Raw genomic sequence first — 16,774 nt, 5'->3', positions numbered from 1 at the left:
GTCTCTACTCTCAAGACGGTTTTCCCGCGCCGGGACCGAACCGTTGAATGACTTTTCTTTCCAGGCGCAGGGCGCAATGCCCCAACGCAGCCTTGATTTCCTTCTCCACCATGCGCGTGGAGATACCGAAACGCTGGGAGATCTCCAGGTGCGGGGCCTCTTCCAGGCGCGCGGCAATGAAAATCCTGCGGCGCCGCGCCGGCAACTCGTACAACGCCTTAAGCAGGGTCTGCAACTCCTTCTGGCCGCCCACCACCCGAGCCGGGTCCAGCGCTTCGTCGGAGATTTGCAGCAGCTCTTCGATCTCGCTGCCGGTGAGCAGACGAGCATCGGACTGCCGGCGGTCGGCGGCAATGTTCAGGGCCATGCGATAGAGGTAGGCGTTAGGCTGGACGATCTCCGGCGTGTCGCCCATGCGGTCGACCCGCAGGTAGGTTTCATGCAGCACATCGTTGGCCAGTTCCTCGGAACCCAGGCGCCTGCGCAGACGCACCTTGAAATCCTCATAGGAGGTGAGGAACAGCTTGACCATCGGGCTGCGGCCAGCGTCTTTCATTGCCCGAACACCTCTTCCCCTGCTGTGCATTCCATGCTTTTTCCTGATGAATCGGGTACCAAAAGCAGGGTCACCGGCTGGCGCAGCGAACTGGGCGCCGGACGGTCGATCCTGAGGTTCTGCAAACTGTTGACCAAGGCTTTGTCACGCAACACATCACCCGTGGAACTGACCAGCCGACTGTTTTGCACCACGCCGTCGCGTCCGATCCACACTTGCAACAACGCGCGAAAACTGCCCGGTCGGGTCAATGGCGAACGGCACAGGTTGCGCTGGATGACCGCCTGGATCGTTGCCGCATAGTTGCTGTCGCTCAATCCGGCTGTGGCGCCCGGCGGTAATGGCACCTCGCGAACCTGTACCGGTTGCAAGGTGAATGCATCCGCACGGGCATACTGCGCCGCCAGCCCGGTACCACTGAGCAGAACAGTCAGCCCTTGGGCAGGCGTAAACAGCCCCTGGACGCCCATCGTCTGGCGCCGGTTCGACAAGGCGTGATCCACCAGCACCGCCATGCCTGTGGCCCGACTGAATTGCTCCAGTGCCGGGGCCAGTTCCTGAGGCGCAATGTCCAGGTCCACCACGCCGGCCGCCTGGGCCGGCCCGGCCAGCAGACACCACGCCACCATCAGCCACCCCAAGGGCGCCCTGGCCAATCCACGCCTGCGTCCGCCCCCGGTTATGCCCTGCTGCACGACTGACGTATCCGTTGAAAAACGTCATCCTGATGGGTGTTTATGAATGTCGTATGACACCCGACACAAATCCCGCGCGCGGCACTAGACTGGTGCCGAAACGATGAGCCACCACCGTGGCGGGCCAGGAGGTCAACGATGAAACAGTGGATGAGCATGACGGCCGGAATCGGCTTGCTGATGACTTTGCCCGGGGTCCAGGGCGAAGAAGCCCCGGCCTGTATCGAGGTGACTGTCGGCGGCTACAAGACCCCGGATTACAACTGCCTGAGCCGCCAGATGGGCAACGACCCCGAGGCCGCCGCCGCGGCGCAACACGCGCAGGACAGGCTGGATGTGCCGGTCGACAAACGCGCACCGAACAGTGTCGGCCTCGCGACGCCGGCAGCCACCGGTGTGCGAATGGGCAACACTTTTGGCACGTCGGTCAAGCCCCAGCGACCGCCTGCTCCCGTACCTGGTTCGCCGCTGCCCAGATAAACGCTTTTTCTGAAGCGACAGTTTGCTTGCGCTCGGTGTGGCCGCGACGCCACGACTCGCCATACGCATAAAACAGCTGTCCAGTGTGCGTTATTCAGAATGGCTGCTATAACCAATAAGACTAAATGGATAGCCTTCCACTTATCGATGCGGTGGAGGTTTGGATGATTTCGCGTAAAAGGATCCATTGCGCGTTCGCTTTGGCTGGATAGATTCAAGGCCGATATGGAGATCCCCCCTGTGGTGTATGTACAACTATGTGAGCAAAGCGCCACACCCCTTGATTCTGCCTGCCTGGCTGAGGACGCTGCCCAGCCTCCTGAACGGCTGACTGCCGCTCGCACGTGAGCCAGGGGACGCCGTAATGGCAATTACGCAAAACAACCGGTTGGTGCAGGTCGACAGTCCCCTCGGCGGCGATGTGATACTGCTGCAAAGCATGGACGGCAGCGAAGAGCTGGGGCGGTTGTTCCATTACGAGCTGGACCTCACTTCCGAAGACCGGGCGATCAAGTTCGACCAGTTGCTGGGCAAGCCGATGGGCCTGACCCTCGAGCTCTATGACGGAGGCAAACGTTATTTCCACGGCATTGTCAGCACCTGCCGACAGCTGACCGGGCACGGGCAGTTCGCCGGGTATCGCGTCAGCCTCCGGCCCTGGTTCTGGCTGCTCACGCGCACCTCGGATTGCCGGATCTTCCAGAACAAGACCGTGCCGGACATCATCAAGCAGGTATTTCGCGACCTCGGCTTCTCCGACTTCGAAGACAGCCTGAGCGGCAGTTACCGCGAGTGGGAATATTGCGTGCAGTACCGTGAGACCAGCTTCGATTTCGTCAGTCGGCTGATGGAGCAGGAAGGCATCTATTACTACTTCCGCCATGAGAAGTCCCGCCATGTACTGGTGCTGGCCGACGCCTACGGCGCTCACTCCACGGCGGCGGACTACGCGTCGGTGCCCTTCTATCCGCCCGATCGGCAAATGCGCGAGCGCGACCATTTCTACGATTGGCAGATGGCCCGTGAAGTGCAACCCGGCTCGCTGGCGCTGAACGACTATGACTTCCTGCGGCCGCGCGCCAGCCTTGAGGTGCGCTCCAGTGTGCCGCGAAACCACAGCAACGGCGAATACCCGCTCTTCGACTACCCCGGTGAGTACGTCCAGAGCAACGATGGCGATCACTATGCGCGAACCCGCATCGAAGCCATCCATAGCCAGTTCGAGCGCGTGCAGCTGCGTGGCCGCGCTCGCGGGCTGGGGTCCGGCCATTTGTTCACGCTGACCGGTTATGACCGCGCGGACCAGAACCGCGAGTACCTGATCGTCGTCGCACGCTACCAGATCCGCCAGGAAGCCTACGAAAGCGGGCAACAGGAACAGGCTGAACAGTTCGTCAGCGAGTTGGACTGCATGGATGCCAGCCAGGCGTTTCGCCCCCTCCCCGTCACACCCATGCCGATTGTCCGCGGTCCACAGACCGCGGTGGTGGTGGGTCCCAGTGGCGAGGAGATATGGACCGACCAGTATGGTCGGGTCAAGGTGCATTTCCATTGGGATCGCCATGATCAGTCGAACGAAAACAGCTCCTGCTGGATTCGCGTCTCACAGGCCTGGGCCGGCAAGAACTGGGGCTCGGTGCAGATTCCTCGAATCGGCCAGGAAGTGATCGTCAGTTTCCTCGAAGGCGACCCGGACCGGCCGATCATCACTGGCCGCGTCTACAACGCTGAACAGACCGTGCCTTACCAACTGCCGGCCAACGCCACTCAGAGCGGCGTGAAAAGCCGATCGAGCAAGGACGGCACGCAGGCCAACTTCAACGAAATCCGCATGGAAGACAAAAAAGGCGCGGAGCAGCTGTTCATTCACGCCGAGAAGAACCAGGACATCGAGGTCGAGAACGACGAGACCCATTGGGTCGGGCATGATCGCAGCAAGACCGTCGACAACGACGAAACCGTGCAGGTCAAACACGACCGCACCGAAACAGTGGGCAATAACGAAACCATTTCCATCGGCGTCGACCGCACCGAGGATGTCGGCAGCAATGAAAAGATCACCATCGGCGCCAATCGCACCGAACGGGTCGGCAGCAACGAAACCATCACCATCGGCGCGGACCGCACGGAAAAGGTCGGCGCGAACGAAAAAATCAGCATCGCCAGCAACCGCACCGAGGACGTCGGCGGCAACGAGACCATCGACATCGCGGGCAACCGTAATGAAACGGTGCAGGGCAACGAAGGGATCGAGATCAATGGCAACCAGAGCACCCGGATCGGCCAGAACGAATCCCGCGACGTTGCCCATAACCGCAGCACGGGCATCAAACAGAACGACAGCCTGGACGTCGGCAAGCATTTCGTGCTCAACGCCGGCGATTCGATCAGCCTGACCACCGGTGCCGCCAGCATCACCATGAAGAAGGATGGCAGCATCGTCATCAAGGGCAAGAACATCACCCTCGATGGCTCTGGCGCCATCAACATCAAGGCCAACAAGAATGTGGTCGTCAAAGGCCAGAAAATTCTGCAGAACTGAGCCACGGAGCAGGCGTCATGACCGTTGAATATCATCTCCCCGTATCTTCCACCGCCACGCCGACGCGCGTGGATGGCGTCGTGATCGGGGTGCTGCTGGACGTACCCACGCCGGACGCTCCGGTCGTGGCCTTCCCCGGCTGTCCCGGCGAAACCGGCCTCGCCGCGCGCACCACCACCGCGCTCTGTCGTGACGACATCGGCGCCCAGGTCGCGCTGATGTTCGAGGCCGGTGACCCGGCCCGGCCGCTGGTGATCGGCCGCATCCAGCGCCTGCCGGCAAGCGCAACGCCAACGGTCGCCCACCTCGATGGCGAGCGGCTGGAGTTCAGCGCGAAACAGGAGATCGTCCTGCGTTGCGGCAAGGCCAGCATCACCCTGACCCGCGCGGGCAAGGTGATCATCCGGGGCACCTACCTCTCCAGCCGCTCCAGCGGGGTCAACCGCATCAAGGGCGGCTCGGTGCAAATCAACTGACAGGTAAGTCGCCTCATGGAACTGCTCAACGCCAGCAAACTGCAGGCTGCCTATACCCTGGGCATGGCGAGCGACGGCCGCGAATCCCTGGTCGTCGTGGCCAAGGGCACCTTCGATCTACCGCTGGACGGGCGTGCCGCGACCCTCGCAGACATCCAGCAACCGCTGCTGATGGCTGACACCTTCTTCGGCGAGCCGGGCCTCAGCGCGCCACGAGAGGAAATGGACTTTGCGCCTTTCAAGCCATTCTGCGACGTGCTGGTATCGGGCAAAGCTTATGCACCGGGTGGTCGGCCCGTGACGCAGTTGACCGCCGGTATTCGTGTCGGTCGGGTGAGCAAGGCTTTTTCAGTGTTCGGTCCCCGGCAGTGGCAACTGGGAATCTCAGGTATTCATGCCGGCTTACCGCAGCCTTTTACCGCGCAGGCTATCTCCTATGCCCAGGCTTTCGGCGGTTCTCATGCCATGGAGAAGATCCCCGACATGCGTCATTGTTACCAGGACAACCCGAGCGGTTGTGGCTGGTATCCAGGCAGTTGCGATGACGCTGGCATCGTCGGCCGGCCGATGCCGAACAGCGAAGAGCCGGGCAAGCCGATCGACAGCCCTTCTGGCGATTTCCGCCCCATGGCCCTCGGGCCAACTGGGCGCAGTTGGCCGCAACGCGCGCGCTTCGCCGGTACTTACGACGATGCCTGGCTGGCCGATTGCTTTCCGTTCCTGCCTGGGGATTTCGACGACCGCTATTTCCAGGCAGCGCCTGAAGACCAGCAAACCGATTACCTGCGCGGCGGCGAAGAGGTGTTGTTGCTGAACCTCACTTCCCGGGAGCGGGCAGGCTTTCGCATTCCCGAAATGGCTGTGCCGGTGACTTTTTTTATGAAAAAAGGCGGCCATGAAACGGTCTCGGCGGTGATCGACACCTTGCTGATCGACACTGACGCCCACCAGGTGCAACTGACCTGGCGGATTTCCCGGCCGCTACGGCGCAACATTTTCGAGATTGCCCAGGTGCTGGTCGGGACGATGTCCACGGCTTGGTGGCGTGCGCGTGAATTGGGCAAGGAGTACTACCCGTCGCTGGGTGCCCTGGTCAAAGCCAAACGTGCTCCTGAGGAAACCGATTGATGAGTGCTCTGTGCGTCATCGGTTCGGGGATGGTCAGCGCTGTTGGCCTCAGCGCACCGGCCAGCTGCGCGGCGATCCGCTGCGCCATCGACAACTTCCAGGAAACCCGCTTCATCGACCGCGGCGGCGAATGGATCATTGGCGCCAGCGTACCTTTGGAACAGCCCTGGCGCGGCCACACCAAGCTGATCAAGATGGCCGCTCGCGCCATCGCCGAGGCATTGCAGGGCACCCCAGGGGTCGATCCGGAAAAGACTCCGCTGTTGCTGTGCGTGGCGGAAGCCGAGCGTCCCGGACGCCTGAGCGGCCTGGATAAGGGACTGTTGCAGGCCATCGAGACAGAGCTGGGGCTGCGCTTTCATCCTGACTCCAGCGTCATTGCCCGGGGACGGGTCAGTGCTGCCGTGGCCCTGCTCGATGCGCGCACGCTGATCTACCAGGGCGGTCGTCGCCACGTACTGGTTGCCGGCGTCGATTCGTTCCTGAGTGGAGCGACGTTGACCGTCTTCGAAGCGCGGGAGCGCCTGCTCACCAGCCAGAACTCCAACGGTTTCATTCCCGGCGAAGGCGCCGCTGCCGTGGTGCTGGCCGCCCCGGTCGCCAGCGAAACGCCGCAGTTAACCTGCATCGGCCTGGGTTTCGGCCTGGAACAGGCCACCGTGGAATCCGAAGACCTGCCGCTGCGCGCCGAAGGCCTGACCCAGGCTGTACGCGCAGCGCTGAACGAAGCCGGCTGCGGCCTGGAGCAGATGGATTATCGCCTGACGGATATTTCCGGCGAACAGTACTACTTCAAGGAGGCTTCCCTGGCCCTGAGTCGCAGCCTGCGGGTACGCAAGGAGTTCTTCCATCTCTGGCATCCGGCGGATTGCATCGGCGAAGTCGGTGCCGCCATTGGCCCGGCAATGCTCGCCGTGGCCCTGGCTGCCAGTCGCAAGGGCTACGGCGAAGGGCCGAATATTTTCTGCCACCTGGGCAACGACGCCGGCGAGCGCGCGGCCGCACTGCTCAGCTACCGGATTGTGAGGGCTGCCTGATGGCCAACGAAGTCTTTGCCAACAACATGGAAGTTTCCTGCAAGGCGGCCGACGGCAAGTCGATCGCCTGTTTCCCGGATGTCTGCTTCACCCCCCCGCAAACCGCTGCCACTCCCCTCGGCGTGCCCATTCCCTACCCCAACACTGGCATGGCCAAGGACACTACCCGGGGCACGCGAACAGTGAAGATCAGTGGCAATGAAGTCATGCTCAAAGATAAGAGCTACTTCAAGACCAGTTATGGAGACGAGGCTGGAAATGCCCCGAAAAAAGGGATTATTACCAGCAAGATCAAAGGCAAGGTCTATTTCACGGCCTGGTCGATGAATGTGAAATTTGAAGCTGAAAACGTCGTGCGCAATATGGACCTGACCACTCATAACCACGGCTCGACTTCTAACACGCTGGCTTGGCCGTATCTTGATTCAGTAGCGATGGCAGACCCTGAAAACCCTTGCGTCAAGTCAGGGGCCGTGGAAAAAATCAAAGCAGCCTGCCCTCCGCCTGCCAAGTCATTGTCACGCGGCGCAACACCCGGCCCGGCTGACAATACCAGCCCCGGATGTTGTGAAGCACGCAAGTGCATGCTGGTGCCGAATTCTCCAAAAACCCGCTGTTCCAAGTGTGGGGGAAAGACACCGCATCACCCAGTGCCGGTAGCCGATTTATCGACACCCCGCCCCATCAACCCGAAGACCGGGAAGCTGAAAGTAAGGGGGGATGCTTTCGTTCCTAGCTACGATCACAACAAGGCCCCCTGCATATGCGTAGAGGGCGCCGACCACAACTCTCGCCAGGGCCCGACGGACAAGCTCATGCAGCATGGACGTATCGGCAGGAGTTACGTGGTCAAGCGAGATGAAATGTTGAACGGACGTAATGACTTCACGTACGCGGAAATCAGCGACCTTTCGGCACAGGCGGTTGCCGATGAGACAGGTTGCGACAAAGATTGCCTGAAGGCTCAGATCGACAAAGGCCACGAAGACCTGGGTGTCGGCCCGGAGTCCGGGATGCGCAGGGGAGAAGTTCGTGCACCTGCCCTTGAAAAAAAGCCGAAGAACCCCGCCCCTTTGATTTAGAGAAGCCATCATGAACCATGAAGACTCCCTGTTTTTTACCTGTGGCCTGATCGTCAACGCGGGCACACTCGTTATCCCTGCGCAGTACAACTCCCTGCCGGACGAACAGATGTCCCGGGTCGCATTCTGTTTCGATGGGAACTGGGTCTACAACGATGTAGACAATGATGTTATCGGGGCCGTCTGCTTCAGACACAGTGACAACAGCCTCTGGATGCTTGGTCGAAATGGCAACCTTCGTCATGTCAAATCCGGCTCGGCAGACTTCACGCTGGACAATATCCGCGGAAAGTTCGAAAACCACCGCATCGATACTGGCCGGCTCGGCGAGCTGCTTTGCATACGAGAAATCGAGAACGAGTTATATATCAGCGGCCAGTCATCACAGGTGTATCGCTACTTGAACGGTACCTGGGCGAATATCAGCCCTCCCGGAACGAAAGTAGGCTCGCCAACTCTGGAAAGCCTGGATGGCCTTGTTCACGCCGATATCTACGCCGTGGGTGAAAAGGGCATCATCCTGCACTACGACGGGTCACGCTGGAGCACGCTGGACTCCCCCACCAATCGCCCATTGTCATGCGTACGGTGCAAGAGTGAAAACGAGGTCTACGCATGCGGGAATGATGGGCTTCTGTTGGTTGGCAACCGCCATGGATGGCAAGTGATCGACACCGAGAGAACGATGAACTTCTGGGACATGGCGCTATACAACGGGCACCTCTACCTTTCCCATGTACACGGCCTCGTTCGGTATGACGGGCAAGACTTCGTCGATATCGATACGGGCATCGTCCCCGCTCCCGGCGCCCATAAACTGGATGCCCGAGACGGGTTGCTCTGTTCCTTTGGCGTGGACGACATACTCACGTTCGATGGCAATCGGTGGGAGCGGTTGATATGCCCACACAACACTTGAATCGGCCTTGCGCGTTCATGCTGCCGGTGCGTGGTTCATGAACAATTCGCTGTCCCTGGTGATCGAGCAACACGTCGAAGAGGCCAGCTTCCTCGCAGCCCTGCGAGACTATGCGCTGCGCGCTCCGCACTACGACATCGACCACCTCGGCAAACTCGATAACCGCATCGACGCTCACCTCGATGGCTTGCGTATCGCCGGGCCAACCGGCCTGGAGATTCTGCTGGCCCAGCTCGGCCCCGACGCTGTCGGCGAGATGTTCGCCAGCGTGGTGCTGGCCTTCGAGGCGGCCGAGGCCAAGGTGCTGTCGCGGCTCAGCGAGCATCTGCGCAGTGCGGTAGAAACCGAGCGTGGTTATCTGATGGCCCTGGGGTGGCTGGACTGGGAGCGGCTGTCGCCCTGGATCGAGCGCATGCTCGCCGCTCCGGAGCCGCTGTTCCGTCGCCTCGGCCTGGCCGCCTGCGGCATGCATCGTCGTGATCCTGGCCCGGCCCTGCTTGCCGGGCTTTGCGAGGCTGACCCAAGCGTGCTGGCGCGTGCCGCGCGCACGGCTGGCGAGCTGCGACGTCGGGACCTGCTGTCGGAAATTCGCGCCCACCGTCTGCATGAGGATGCGACCACACGCTTCTGGGCCAATTGGGCCACCGCCCAGATGGGCGACCAGCAGGCCCTCGATCCTCTGCGTCAATTTGCCGAGCAACCGGGCGAGTTTCAGTATCGCGCGCTCTGCGTATTGTTGGCCTGGCAGGACCGCGAACCCAGCATCGCCTGGATACGCCAGTGCGTTCAGGATCCCAGGGACAGGCGTTTGGGCATCCAGGCCCTGGGACTGCTGGGCGATCCGGTCAGCATCCCGTGGTTGATACAGCAGATGAACGACCTGCCTTACGCCCGGGTCGCTGGCGAAGCTTTCAGCCTGATCACCGGCGCCGACCTGGCGCTACTCGACCTGGAGCTGCGCAGCTCACCGGACTTCGCGGCAGGGCCGAACGATGACCCTGAGGACTCGAATGTCGCCATGGACCCCGATGAAAACCTGCCGTGGCCCACCCCGTCGGCAATCGAAGCCTGGTGGCAGGCCAATGGCGGACAATTCCAGGCGGGGACTCGTTACATGCTGGGGCTGGCCCACAGCGAACGCAGTTTTGAGCAAGCACTCGTCCGGGGCCAGCAACGCCAACGCGTGGCCGCCGCCTGCGGCCTCGCCCGCTTTCGGCCGGATGAGGTGCTCTTTCCAACCAGTGCACCGGTGTTGCGGCAACAAAGACTCTTGAAAATTACCCCGTGACCCCGGGAGGCATGCTGATCAAGCCACGTCATTGCAGCTGACGAAGCTCACCTCCCTCCTGCTCCAGACGCCGCAGATACGCGCTGGCGTCCAGTAGTTGATAAGGGAAATAAAGCCCTGGCGGCGTCGAGGGAAGGCCGTCCAGACCGAGCAGACGCTCCAGGAGCATTGCCACACTGAGGCCGGTCAGCGGTGCGGTACCCGCTGGGTGGACGACGGCATAGCGGGTGCGCAGCGGTTTGCCCTCGAGGTCTTCGCCAGCGAGTTCGATGATGATCTCGGTGGACATCGGCCCGCCCTGGCGTCGGGTTGAGCTGACCCCGATGCCAATGTTGAATTGAACATCAGGCGCACCTGTGGCGGTGGCCAGGCCGACAACATCAATCGACGAAAAGCCTGAGGCCTCGATCTGCGTACCATCCACAGCGTGGAAGCTGGCCTTGGAGTCCTTGCCTTCGCGCCAGACGAACACCCCGTCGCGTCGTGTCAGCGCGGCGGGCAACATTTTGTTCAGGTGTTCAAAGTCGCTGGCGACGGTCGGCCCGCCGGTGTCCTGTTCATCGACCAGCGCGTTGATGCTGATCTGCTGGACTCGGCTGAACGCCTGGGCACAGCTCAATGTAGCCACCGTCGTCGCGCCCGCCATCCATTCGTAGCCCAGGACTATGGGCGAAGCATCGGGCGTGTGCATGAATGTGGCGATTTCCGGCGCGATCTCGAAAATGCCGGAAGAAATGCTGAGGTGCGGCACCCCGCGCTTTTGTGCATAGCGCAATCCTGCCATCGCGTGGTCCATATAAAAGACCACAACCCCGCTGACCGGGCGAGCGCCAAGTCCCAGATCGTCCGCAGTGGAATCGATCACCACACCCTGCGCCCCGCCAATTTCCTCTGCGGCCTGCCGAGCCTTGGCAAGGTCACGGCCGCCGATCAACAGCGGTACGTCGGGATGAGCGGCGCGCAGCGCTCGGGCAGTCTGGTGACCAATGGCGCCGGAACCACCCATGAACAAGATAGGATCAAGTGACATCGTGAGTTCTCCTCGTTTCTGGACTAAAACCTACTGTTAGTAGGTAAACTATCACGCTCTCACGCCTTGTCACCTACCATTGGTAGGTTTTATTGATCTGGATGCGCTACCGTGCAGAAACCCATTAAAACCGCTACAGGCAACTCCCCTTCCCGCCGACTCTCGAAAGCCGAACGGCGCCGGCAGCTGTTGGACACTGCGTTATTGATCGTGCGCGAGGAAAACGCCGACAGCTTGACCCTCGGCCGCCTGGCCGTCCGCGCGGGCGTTTCCAAACCGGTGGTGTACGATCATTTCGCTACCCGCTCGGCGCTGTTGATCGAGCTGTACAAATGGATTGATACCGAGCGGGTCCGCGCTTTTCGCGAGGCCATGAGCAGGACTGCGCGAAGCCCGGAGGAAACCGCTCAGGTCCTGGCCAGCGCCTATATTCAGTGCGCAGCAGACAACACCGATGAATTCCATGCGGTCGGCGCAGCCCTGGCCGGCAGTGAAGAGAAGGCGGCGGTTTTCCAGGAGCTGCTCGACAACTGCGTACGGATGTTCGTGAGCGTACTTGAGCCTCACGCGACGTTGGCAAGCGCAGAACTTGAGCGCTGCTGCACCGGTTTGGTCGGTGCGGGGGAAGCACTTGCCGGCGCCCTGGTGCGGGGACGACATGCCCAGGATGAAGTGATTGAAGCGTTCGCCGCGTTGATTCGCGGCGTGTTGAGTCCGCCTGAATAAATGTTCATGTTCCAGCAATAAGCAATTGCCTACAGATACTCAGCTATGTCACTCGACGGTGACAAAAATCTTGGATCCAATTCCTGGAATCGCCTTGACAGGCTAATGGAGCCGATGAAATATTTCCCTCCGCTACGGTTCAGCTTCAATCATCATTTGGCGCGGATGCCATAACAATAATCAAATGGAGTTCATGATGGTTTTCCTCAGTACAGTTCCATCGGTTATCCCGTCACTCTCCTTCAGTTCCTCGTTTCCCAACTAATCGCTCTATTCGGCGCCTTGGCGCTGAAGGGACTGTTGTGCAATGCCCATCGTCGTCGGCAGAGGATAACCATGAAAATAGTAGACAGTTCGGTTCTGAAGGAATGGTATGACAGCGAATACAGCGCCTGTAATAACGGTGCTTTATTTGGTGAACTACGCGAAGAGTTCAAACAGTTTTTATCCACCCTGCCTGACGGCCCCGGCGATGCCCTTGAGCTCGGCTGCGGAGACGGTCGCAACCTTACCGCCCTGGCGCGCAAGGGCTATAGCCTGAGCGGCGTGGACATGGTCGACAGCACGGTACAGAGTCGCAAGCTCAATCCCTGGCTAAAGGATCTGTATTTCCAGCAGGCAGATATTCTGACGTACGAGCCGTTGCGTGAAGGTTACGACGTACTGGTCTGTTCCGAAGTTCTGCATTTCTTCAATCAAGATGAACTTCAGACGGTAATGGCCAAGATTATCGGTGCGGTAAAGCCTGGCGGATATATTTTCCTTGATCTGTTATCGGACCTGTCGCGGTACTTTCAAGCGAGCGGAGAACCCTTCATCTGGGACAAGGAAGCGGGCTTGTCTGTCCAGGACAGCGAAGGGTTATTTGATGCCTGGCTGGGTGATTTCGACATTTATGCGTCGCGGCATTTTTTTGATAAGCAAAGTTGGCCATTAAGCAATTCGGCAAACTTGCCAATAGCTCCCTATACCTGGCAAGGCACCTACGTCTCGGTGTGTGCGCGAAAACGTAAATGACTTTGCGACATTCAGCTTGAAAAGGATATTGAGCCATGCAGCTTTTCCATCAGGTTATCGCCAGCAATGCAAAAAAATACCCGTCCAAGCCAGCCATCATCCTCGACGGGCAAGCGACTTCCTATCAGCAACTGCAGCAGCGCGCGGATGACATTGCCTCGGTGCTCCCCCTGCTCGGCATTGCTCCCGGTGACCGGGTGGGCCTGTACGCGCCCATTTCCGTCGATTTGATCGCAGGTTATCTGGGCCTGCTACAGGCTGGAGTGATCAGCGCAGCGACGCACCACACCTTGAGTCGTACCAAGCTGATCCATCAGCTCAAGCACTCGGGCGCCCGGGTACTGATCACCGACTGCACGGATGACTTGCCTGGCCTGATTGACGAGGCTGGCCTGGAACTGGTCCTGCTTACCGTTCCAGCCCAGGTTGCGGTGCCCAAGGTCATGCAGCTTGCCGATGCCGTCGCTGCGCTCGGAGGAAAGAAGGCCGCGCCCTCCTCTGCGTTGCCCGCTGACCCTGAACGTCCCACCTCGATCTTTTATACCTCTGGGTCATCCTTCAATCCGAAAGGCGTGCTCGTCAATCACCGCATCATGTTGGCGGCCTGTGGCCGGGTGACTGCGTATCTGCAAAACATCCCTGATGATCGTGTCCTCAGTTATTCCACGCTGGCATCCGACTACGGGGTGTACAACGTGATGATGCCGCTGTATGCCGGGGCCACCAGTGTCATCGAGAGCCGGCCGGCCAGCAGCGCCGAGGAGGTGCTCGCGGTGGTCGAACGCGAGGGGGCCACGGCAATGCATGTGTTTCCCCCGGTGTTCTTCCTGTTGGCCAATACCGGCCCGCACTGGCAGGCGCGCGTGCCTGGCTTGCGCTACATCTCCAGCAGCGGGCAGGCCCTCTACAGTCGTCATATCCAGCGGATCCGCGAAGCACTGCCCGCGGTGCGGATTTTTTCCAACTACGGGCTCACCGAGTGCAAGCGCGTGAGCTACCTGCCGCCCGAAGAAATCGACCAACGACCGACCTCGGTGGGTAAGCCTTTGCCGGGAGTCAGCGTGTACCTGGTAGACGAACAGGGCCTGCGTATCGAGCAGCCTGGACAAACAGGCGAGTTGCTGGTGACCAGCGACTACCTGATGCTCGAGTACTGGAACATGCCCGAAGCCAATGCCAGCGCCTTTGTCCATGATGCCTTCGGCCAATCACGACTGTATCGCACCGGGGACCTGTTCAAGCAGGACGCCGAAGGCTACCTCTACTACGTCGCCCGCAAGGACGACGTCTTCGCGCGCAATATCTGGAACGTCAATCCGCGAGAAATCGAGCAGTGCCTGGCCGCGCATCCAGCGGTCGCCGAGGTCCTCGTGGTTCCGGTTGCCGACGAGTCGGCCGGGCACGTGCCCAAGGCTTGCATCGTGCTTGATGCCGATCATCTCCAGACCAGCGAACAGGCATTGCTCGATCACTGCAAGGCGCATCTGGACTGGCACATGGTCCCGGCCCAGTGGGCATTCCTCAAGGCCTTGCCGAAAACCGATTCGGGCAAGTTCACCACCAAAGGACTGATCTGACAGCAGGAGCGCTATGTCATGAAAATTTCCCCGCAGTCCATGGATGACACCGACCTCGACCGGGACCTGCAAAAAAGCGCCATGCTCAAGCTCGCCGGGCATTTCCACAGTCTGGCGACAGGCGCCAGCCAGGTGCCCATGCAGTCTCTTGGCAGCCACTTGCGCGCCGAGATTCAGGATCCACTGGTTCTCGATTACCACGATCGCCTGATCGAAGGGGCAGGACCGTTGTTCTCCCACTTTCTGGCCAGCGTGCCGTACATTCTCGAGGAGTTGTCCAGGATCGGCGCAGCCCTGACCCGCCTGGCCGAGGCCAATACCCGAGAAACAGGCCAGACCTTCAGTCTGTTCGAAGTGGACGCCTTTGATGGCAGTAACGGCCGCGCCGTTGCTGGCCATTCCAATGGACTGATCCGCAGTTTCACCTCATCGCCGAATCGGGCCAACCAGGTTGCCTTCGACCGGTATGCCGACCCGGCGCTGTCGCGGTTCTATCCGCAGTCGGTGTTCAAGGTGACACCGGACCTGCTGCAGCAACCCGAATACAGGCTTTTCAGCCAGGGCTTCGACTTCATTTACGAGATGGCCGCGTTCCAGTTCTACAGCCGCGACCGTGACCGCCAGATCGCCCATATCCAGCAATTTCTCAAGCCTGGCGGCCTGGTGTTTTTCGTTGAAAAGCTTAACCACCCGGACCCGGAGGAATACCTGCGCAGGGAACGGGTCAAGGATGAGCAATTCAAGACCCGCTACTTCAGCGAGGAAGAAATCCACTGGAAACGCCAGCAGATGCTTGAGCAAATGCAGAATGGCCAGGTCACCTTCGAAGAATTGGCAAGCGCCCTGTGCGCCCGGTTCAAGTGCGTCCATCTGTTGTGGAACAGCAGCAATTTCTGTGAGTTCGTCGCCTCCGACGATCCACAGCAAATCGAGCGCTTGGTTCGGCTGTTGGGCCCGGTGGTGCAGCCTGCGGACTTCTGTTTCGAGGGCTCGCGCCTGGGCGCCGTGGCAACGCTGCGCAGTGCCGGGGGGCCAGACGATGCTTGAGCTTGCCGAGCAGGCGTTCCATCCGGCCGCACAACCCTCGCTGTGTCAGCGGGCCGTCGAGCACTTGCCCGGCTGGCGCGAGCGGGCCGCCACGGCTGAAGCGAATCGACGGCTGAGCAACAGCACCTTCGACGAATTGTTTGCCGGCGGCTGGCTGGATCTGTTGACGCCGCGCGCGCCGGTGACGAGCAGCGGACACTGGCCCACATTGGTGGAAAGCGCGCGGATCGCCGCGCGGGCGTGCGCCTCCACGGGCTGGATGCTCGCGCTGGTGGGCGGCCACGGCGCCATCGCCCGACGACTGCCGCCTGCCTGCACGGACCAGCTCTACACCGACGGCCCACGACAGCTCTTCGCCTCAGCCTCCGTCAGTGCCGATAGCCGGCTGACCTTTGACTCCGCCGGGGTACGGATCGATGGGCGCTGGCGCTTCGGTTCAGGGATCGATGACGCGACCTGGCTGATGCTCAACGCCCCCTGCCCCAACCACCCGGACGCGGCTCACACCCCACGTTTCCTGGTGCTGATCGCCGCCGATGAAGTCGAAAGACTCGACAGCTGGGACAGCTGTGGTATGGCGGCGACCGGCTCCCATGACGTACTGACCCGCCAATTGCTGGTGCCGCATGCTCGCGTATTCGCGCTGCATGAAGTGTTTGCGCAGGCCACGCATGCACCGGCGTCCGACTACATCGACCGTATGCCCCTGGTGCCTTACCTCACCACGTCGATCGTCGGTCCGCTGCTGGGGTGCGCCGAGGGTGCTCTTGGCGCGTTTGTCACTGGGCTCAACGGTTCGTTGGCGGTGAGCGATCCGCGGATCGCCGAACAGGCCGCCCACTCGGCAGCACAGCTGTACAGCGCCGGGTTGTTGTATGACTCGCTGATCACCCGACTGCATGACGCCGGTATGAATGACCGGCCGCCAGATACGCGACAACTGATGCAACTCAAGCGCGACCGCGCCTATCTGGCAGGCCAGTGCGTGCAGGCCGTGCGCCGTCTGGTGGAAAGGCTCGGTGCGTCGTCCCTGGTCGCCGGCAACCCGCTCCAGCGTCACTGGCGTGATATCCAGGCCATGGCCGCGCATCGAGACGTTGCCTGGAACGAGGCGATGCTGGCCAGCGGCGATGCGCTGCTGCGGCCCGTCGCCGCCGGCACTGCAAAGAGCTGA

Annotated in this window: 16 protein-coding genes; 13 read left to right on the top strand and 3 right to left on the bottom strand. The window is 60.8% G+C overall.

Going from position 1 to position 16,774, the window contains the following annotated elements; genetic code table 11:
• Positions 1-10: 10 nt before the first annotated feature.
• Entirely contained in the window at positions 11-556 is a 546-nt protein-coding gene (locus tag J3P86_RS13240; RefSeq protein ID WP_305501123.1) for a sigma-70 family RNA polymerase sigma factor, read from the bottom strand.
• The gene (locus J3P86_RS13235; RefSeq protein ID WP_434700578.1) at positions 553-1,185 is read right to left on the bottom strand and encodes a TonB C-terminal domain-containing protein; all 633 of its coding nucleotides are present in this window, start codon (positions 1,183-1,185) and stop codon (positions 553-555) included. Before J3P86_RS13235 ends, J3P86_RS13240 begins: the two co-directional genes overlap by 4 nt.
• A 204-nt stretch (positions 1,186-1,389) precedes the next feature.
• Between J3P86_RS13235 and J3P86_RS13230 the strand changes: the two genes are divergently transcribed.
• From J3P86_RS13230 to J3P86_RS13195, 8 genes are all read left to right on the top strand, one after another.
• Entirely contained in the window at positions 1,390-1,731 is a 342-nt protein-coding gene (locus J3P86_RS13230) for a hypothetical protein (protein ID WP_434623688.1), read from the top strand.
• A 364-nt stretch (positions 1,732-2,095) separates the two neighbouring features.
• Positions 2,096-4,273 (top strand): type VI secretion system Vgr family protein, encoded by a 2,178-nt coding sequence (locus J3P86_RS13225; RefSeq protein WP_434700576.1) that lies wholly within the window; start codon positions 2,096-2,098, stop codon positions 4,271-4,273.
• A 17-nt stretch (positions 4,274-4,290) separates the two neighbouring features.
• The gene (locus J3P86_RS13220) at positions 4,291-4,749 is read left to right on the top strand and encodes a DUF6484 domain-containing protein (protein ID WP_305501128.1); all 459 of its coding nucleotides are present in this window, start codon (positions 4,291-4,293) and stop codon (positions 4,747-4,749) included.
• Positions 4,750-4,764: 15 nt separating this feature from the next.
• Entirely contained in the window at positions 4,765-5,877 is a 1,113-nt protein-coding gene (locus J3P86_RS13215) for a DUF2169 family type VI secretion system accessory protein (protein ID WP_434700575.1), read from the top strand.
• Positions 5,877-6,914, top strand: coding sequence for a hypothetical protein (locus tag J3P86_RS13210; RefSeq protein ID WP_434700574.1), 1,038 nt, complete (start codon positions 5,877-5,879; stop codon positions 6,912-6,914). Before J3P86_RS13215 ends, J3P86_RS13210 begins: the two co-directional genes overlap by 1 nt.
• Positions 6,914-7,996 carry a PAAR-like domain-containing protein gene (locus J3P86_RS13205; protein ID WP_434700572.1) on the top strand — a complete coding sequence of 361 codons (1,083 nt, stop codon included), beginning with the start codon at positions 6,914-6,916 and terminating at the stop codon, positions 7,994-7,996. Before J3P86_RS13210 ends, J3P86_RS13205 begins: the two co-directional genes overlap by 1 nt.
• A 10-nt stretch (positions 7,997-8,006) precedes the next feature.
• The gene (locus tag J3P86_RS13200) at positions 8,007-8,915 is read left to right on the top strand and encodes a hypothetical protein (RefSeq protein WP_434700570.1); all 909 of its coding nucleotides are present in this window, start codon (positions 8,007-8,009) and stop codon (positions 8,913-8,915) included.
• 37 nt (positions 8,916-8,952) lie between these two features.
• Complete coding sequence (locus J3P86_RS13195) at positions 8,953-10,203, top strand: TIGR02270 family protein (protein WP_434700568.1); 1,251 nt, start codon at positions 8,953-8,955, stop codon at positions 10,201-10,203.
• Positions 10,204-10,231: 28 nt separating this feature from the next.
• On the opposite strand, the gene J3P86_RS13190 is transcribed toward J3P86_RS13195, so the two are convergent.
• Positions 10,232-11,233, bottom strand: a complete 1,002-nt coding sequence (locus J3P86_RS13190) for an NAD(P)-dependent oxidoreductase (protein ID WP_434700566.1) — start codon at positions 11,231-11,233, stop codon at positions 10,232-10,234.
• 111 nt (positions 11,234-11,344) lie between these two features.
• On the opposite strand from J3P86_RS13190, the gene J3P86_RS13185 reads away from it, so the two are divergent.
• The 5 genes from J3P86_RS13185 (at position 11,345) to J3P86_RS13165 (ending at position 16,774) form a co-directional block, all read left to right on the top strand.
• Positions 11,345-11,959: a TetR/AcrR family transcriptional regulator gene (locus tag J3P86_RS13185; protein ID WP_434623704.1), complete on the top strand. Its 615-nt coding sequence runs from the start codon at positions 11,345-11,347 to the stop codon at positions 11,957-11,959.
• A gap of 336 nt (positions 11,960-12,295) precedes the next feature.
• Complete coding sequence (locus tag J3P86_RS13180; protein ID WP_434700565.1) at positions 12,296-12,976, top strand: class I SAM-dependent methyltransferase; 681 nt, start codon at positions 12,296-12,298, stop codon at positions 12,974-12,976.
• Between the two features lie 35 nt (positions 12,977-13,011).
• On the top strand, positions 13,012-14,553 hold the full coding sequence (locus J3P86_RS13175) for a class I adenylate-forming enzyme family protein (protein WP_434700563.1): 1,542 nt from the start codon (positions 13,012-13,014) through the stop codon (positions 14,551-14,553).
• An 18-nt stretch (positions 14,554-14,571) separates the two neighbouring features.
• Positions 14,572-15,600: a class I SAM-dependent methyltransferase gene (locus J3P86_RS13170; protein WP_434700561.1), complete on the top strand. Its 1,029-nt coding sequence runs from the start codon at positions 14,572-14,574 to the stop codon at positions 15,598-15,600.
• Positions 15,593-16,774: a hypothetical protein gene (locus J3P86_RS13165; protein WP_434700560.1), complete on the top strand. Its 1,182-nt coding sequence runs from the start codon at positions 15,593-15,595 to the stop codon at positions 16,772-16,774. The genes J3P86_RS13170 and J3P86_RS13165 overlap by 8 nt, the downstream gene beginning before the upstream one ends.

Source organism: Pseudomonas sp. D1-1 (genome assembly GCF_051132225.1).
In the GTDB taxonomy this organism is placed as follows: domain Bacteria; phylum Pseudomonadota; class Gammaproteobacteria; order Pseudomonadales; family Pseudomonadaceae; genus Aquipseudomonas.
This window is presented reverse-complemented; position numbering and strand designations above follow the sequence as displayed.

Excerpts from the sequence above, each read along its gene's own strand:
- J3P86_RS13240 (WP_305501123.1), bottom strand. The coding sequence starts at position 556 with ATGAAAGACGCTGGCCGCAGCCCGATGGTCAAGCTGTTCCTCACCTCC.
- J3P86_RS13235 (WP_434700578.1), bottom strand. The coding sequence starts at position 1,185 with ATGGTGGCGTGGTGTCTGCTGGCCGGGCCGGCCCAGGCGGCCGGCGTG.
- J3P86_RS13230 (WP_434623688.1), top strand. The coding sequence starts at position 1,390 with ATGAAACAGTGGATGAGCATGACGGCCGGAATCGGCTTGCTGATGACT.
- J3P86_RS13225 (WP_434700576.1), top strand. The coding sequence starts at position 2,096 with ATGGCAATTACGCAAAACAACCGGTTGGTGCAGGTCGACAGTCCCCTC.
- J3P86_RS13220 (WP_305501128.1), top strand. The coding sequence starts at position 4,291 with ATGACCGTTGAATATCATCTCCCCGTATCTTCCACCGCCACGCCGACG.
- J3P86_RS13215 (WP_434700575.1), top strand. The coding sequence starts at position 4,765 with ATGGAACTGCTCAACGCCAGCAAACTGCAGGCTGCCTATACCCTGGGC.
- J3P86_RS13210 (WP_434700574.1), top strand. The coding sequence starts at position 5,877 with ATGAGTGCTCTGTGCGTCATCGGTTCGGGGATGGTCAGCGCTGTTGGC.
- J3P86_RS13205 (WP_434700572.1), top strand. The coding sequence starts at position 6,914 with ATGGCCAACGAAGTCTTTGCCAACAACATGGAAGTTTCCTGCAAGGCG.
- J3P86_RS13200 (WP_434700570.1), top strand. The coding sequence starts at position 8,007 with ATGAACCATGAAGACTCCCTGTTTTTTACCTGTGGCCTGATCGTCAAC.
- J3P86_RS13195 (WP_434700568.1), top strand. The coding sequence starts at position 8,953 with ATGAACAATTCGCTGTCCCTGGTGATCGAGCAACACGTCGAAGAGGCC.
- J3P86_RS13190 (WP_434700566.1), bottom strand. The coding sequence starts at position 11,233 with ATGTCACTTGATCCTATCTTGTTCATGGGTGGTTCCGGCGCCATTGGT.
- J3P86_RS13180 (WP_434700565.1), top strand. The coding sequence starts at position 12,296 with ATGAAAATAGTAGACAGTTCGGTTCTGAAGGAATGGTATGACAGCGAA.
- J3P86_RS13175 (WP_434700563.1), top strand. The coding sequence starts at position 13,012 with ATGCAGCTTTTCCATCAGGTTATCGCCAGCAATGCAAAAAAATACCCG.
- J3P86_RS13170 (WP_434700561.1), top strand. The coding sequence starts at position 14,572 with ATGAAAATTTCCCCGCAGTCCATGGATGACACCGACCTCGACCGGGAC.
- J3P86_RS13165 (WP_434700560.1), top strand. The coding sequence starts at position 15,593 with ATGCTTGAGCTTGCCGAGCAGGCGTTCCATCCGGCCGCACAACCCTCG.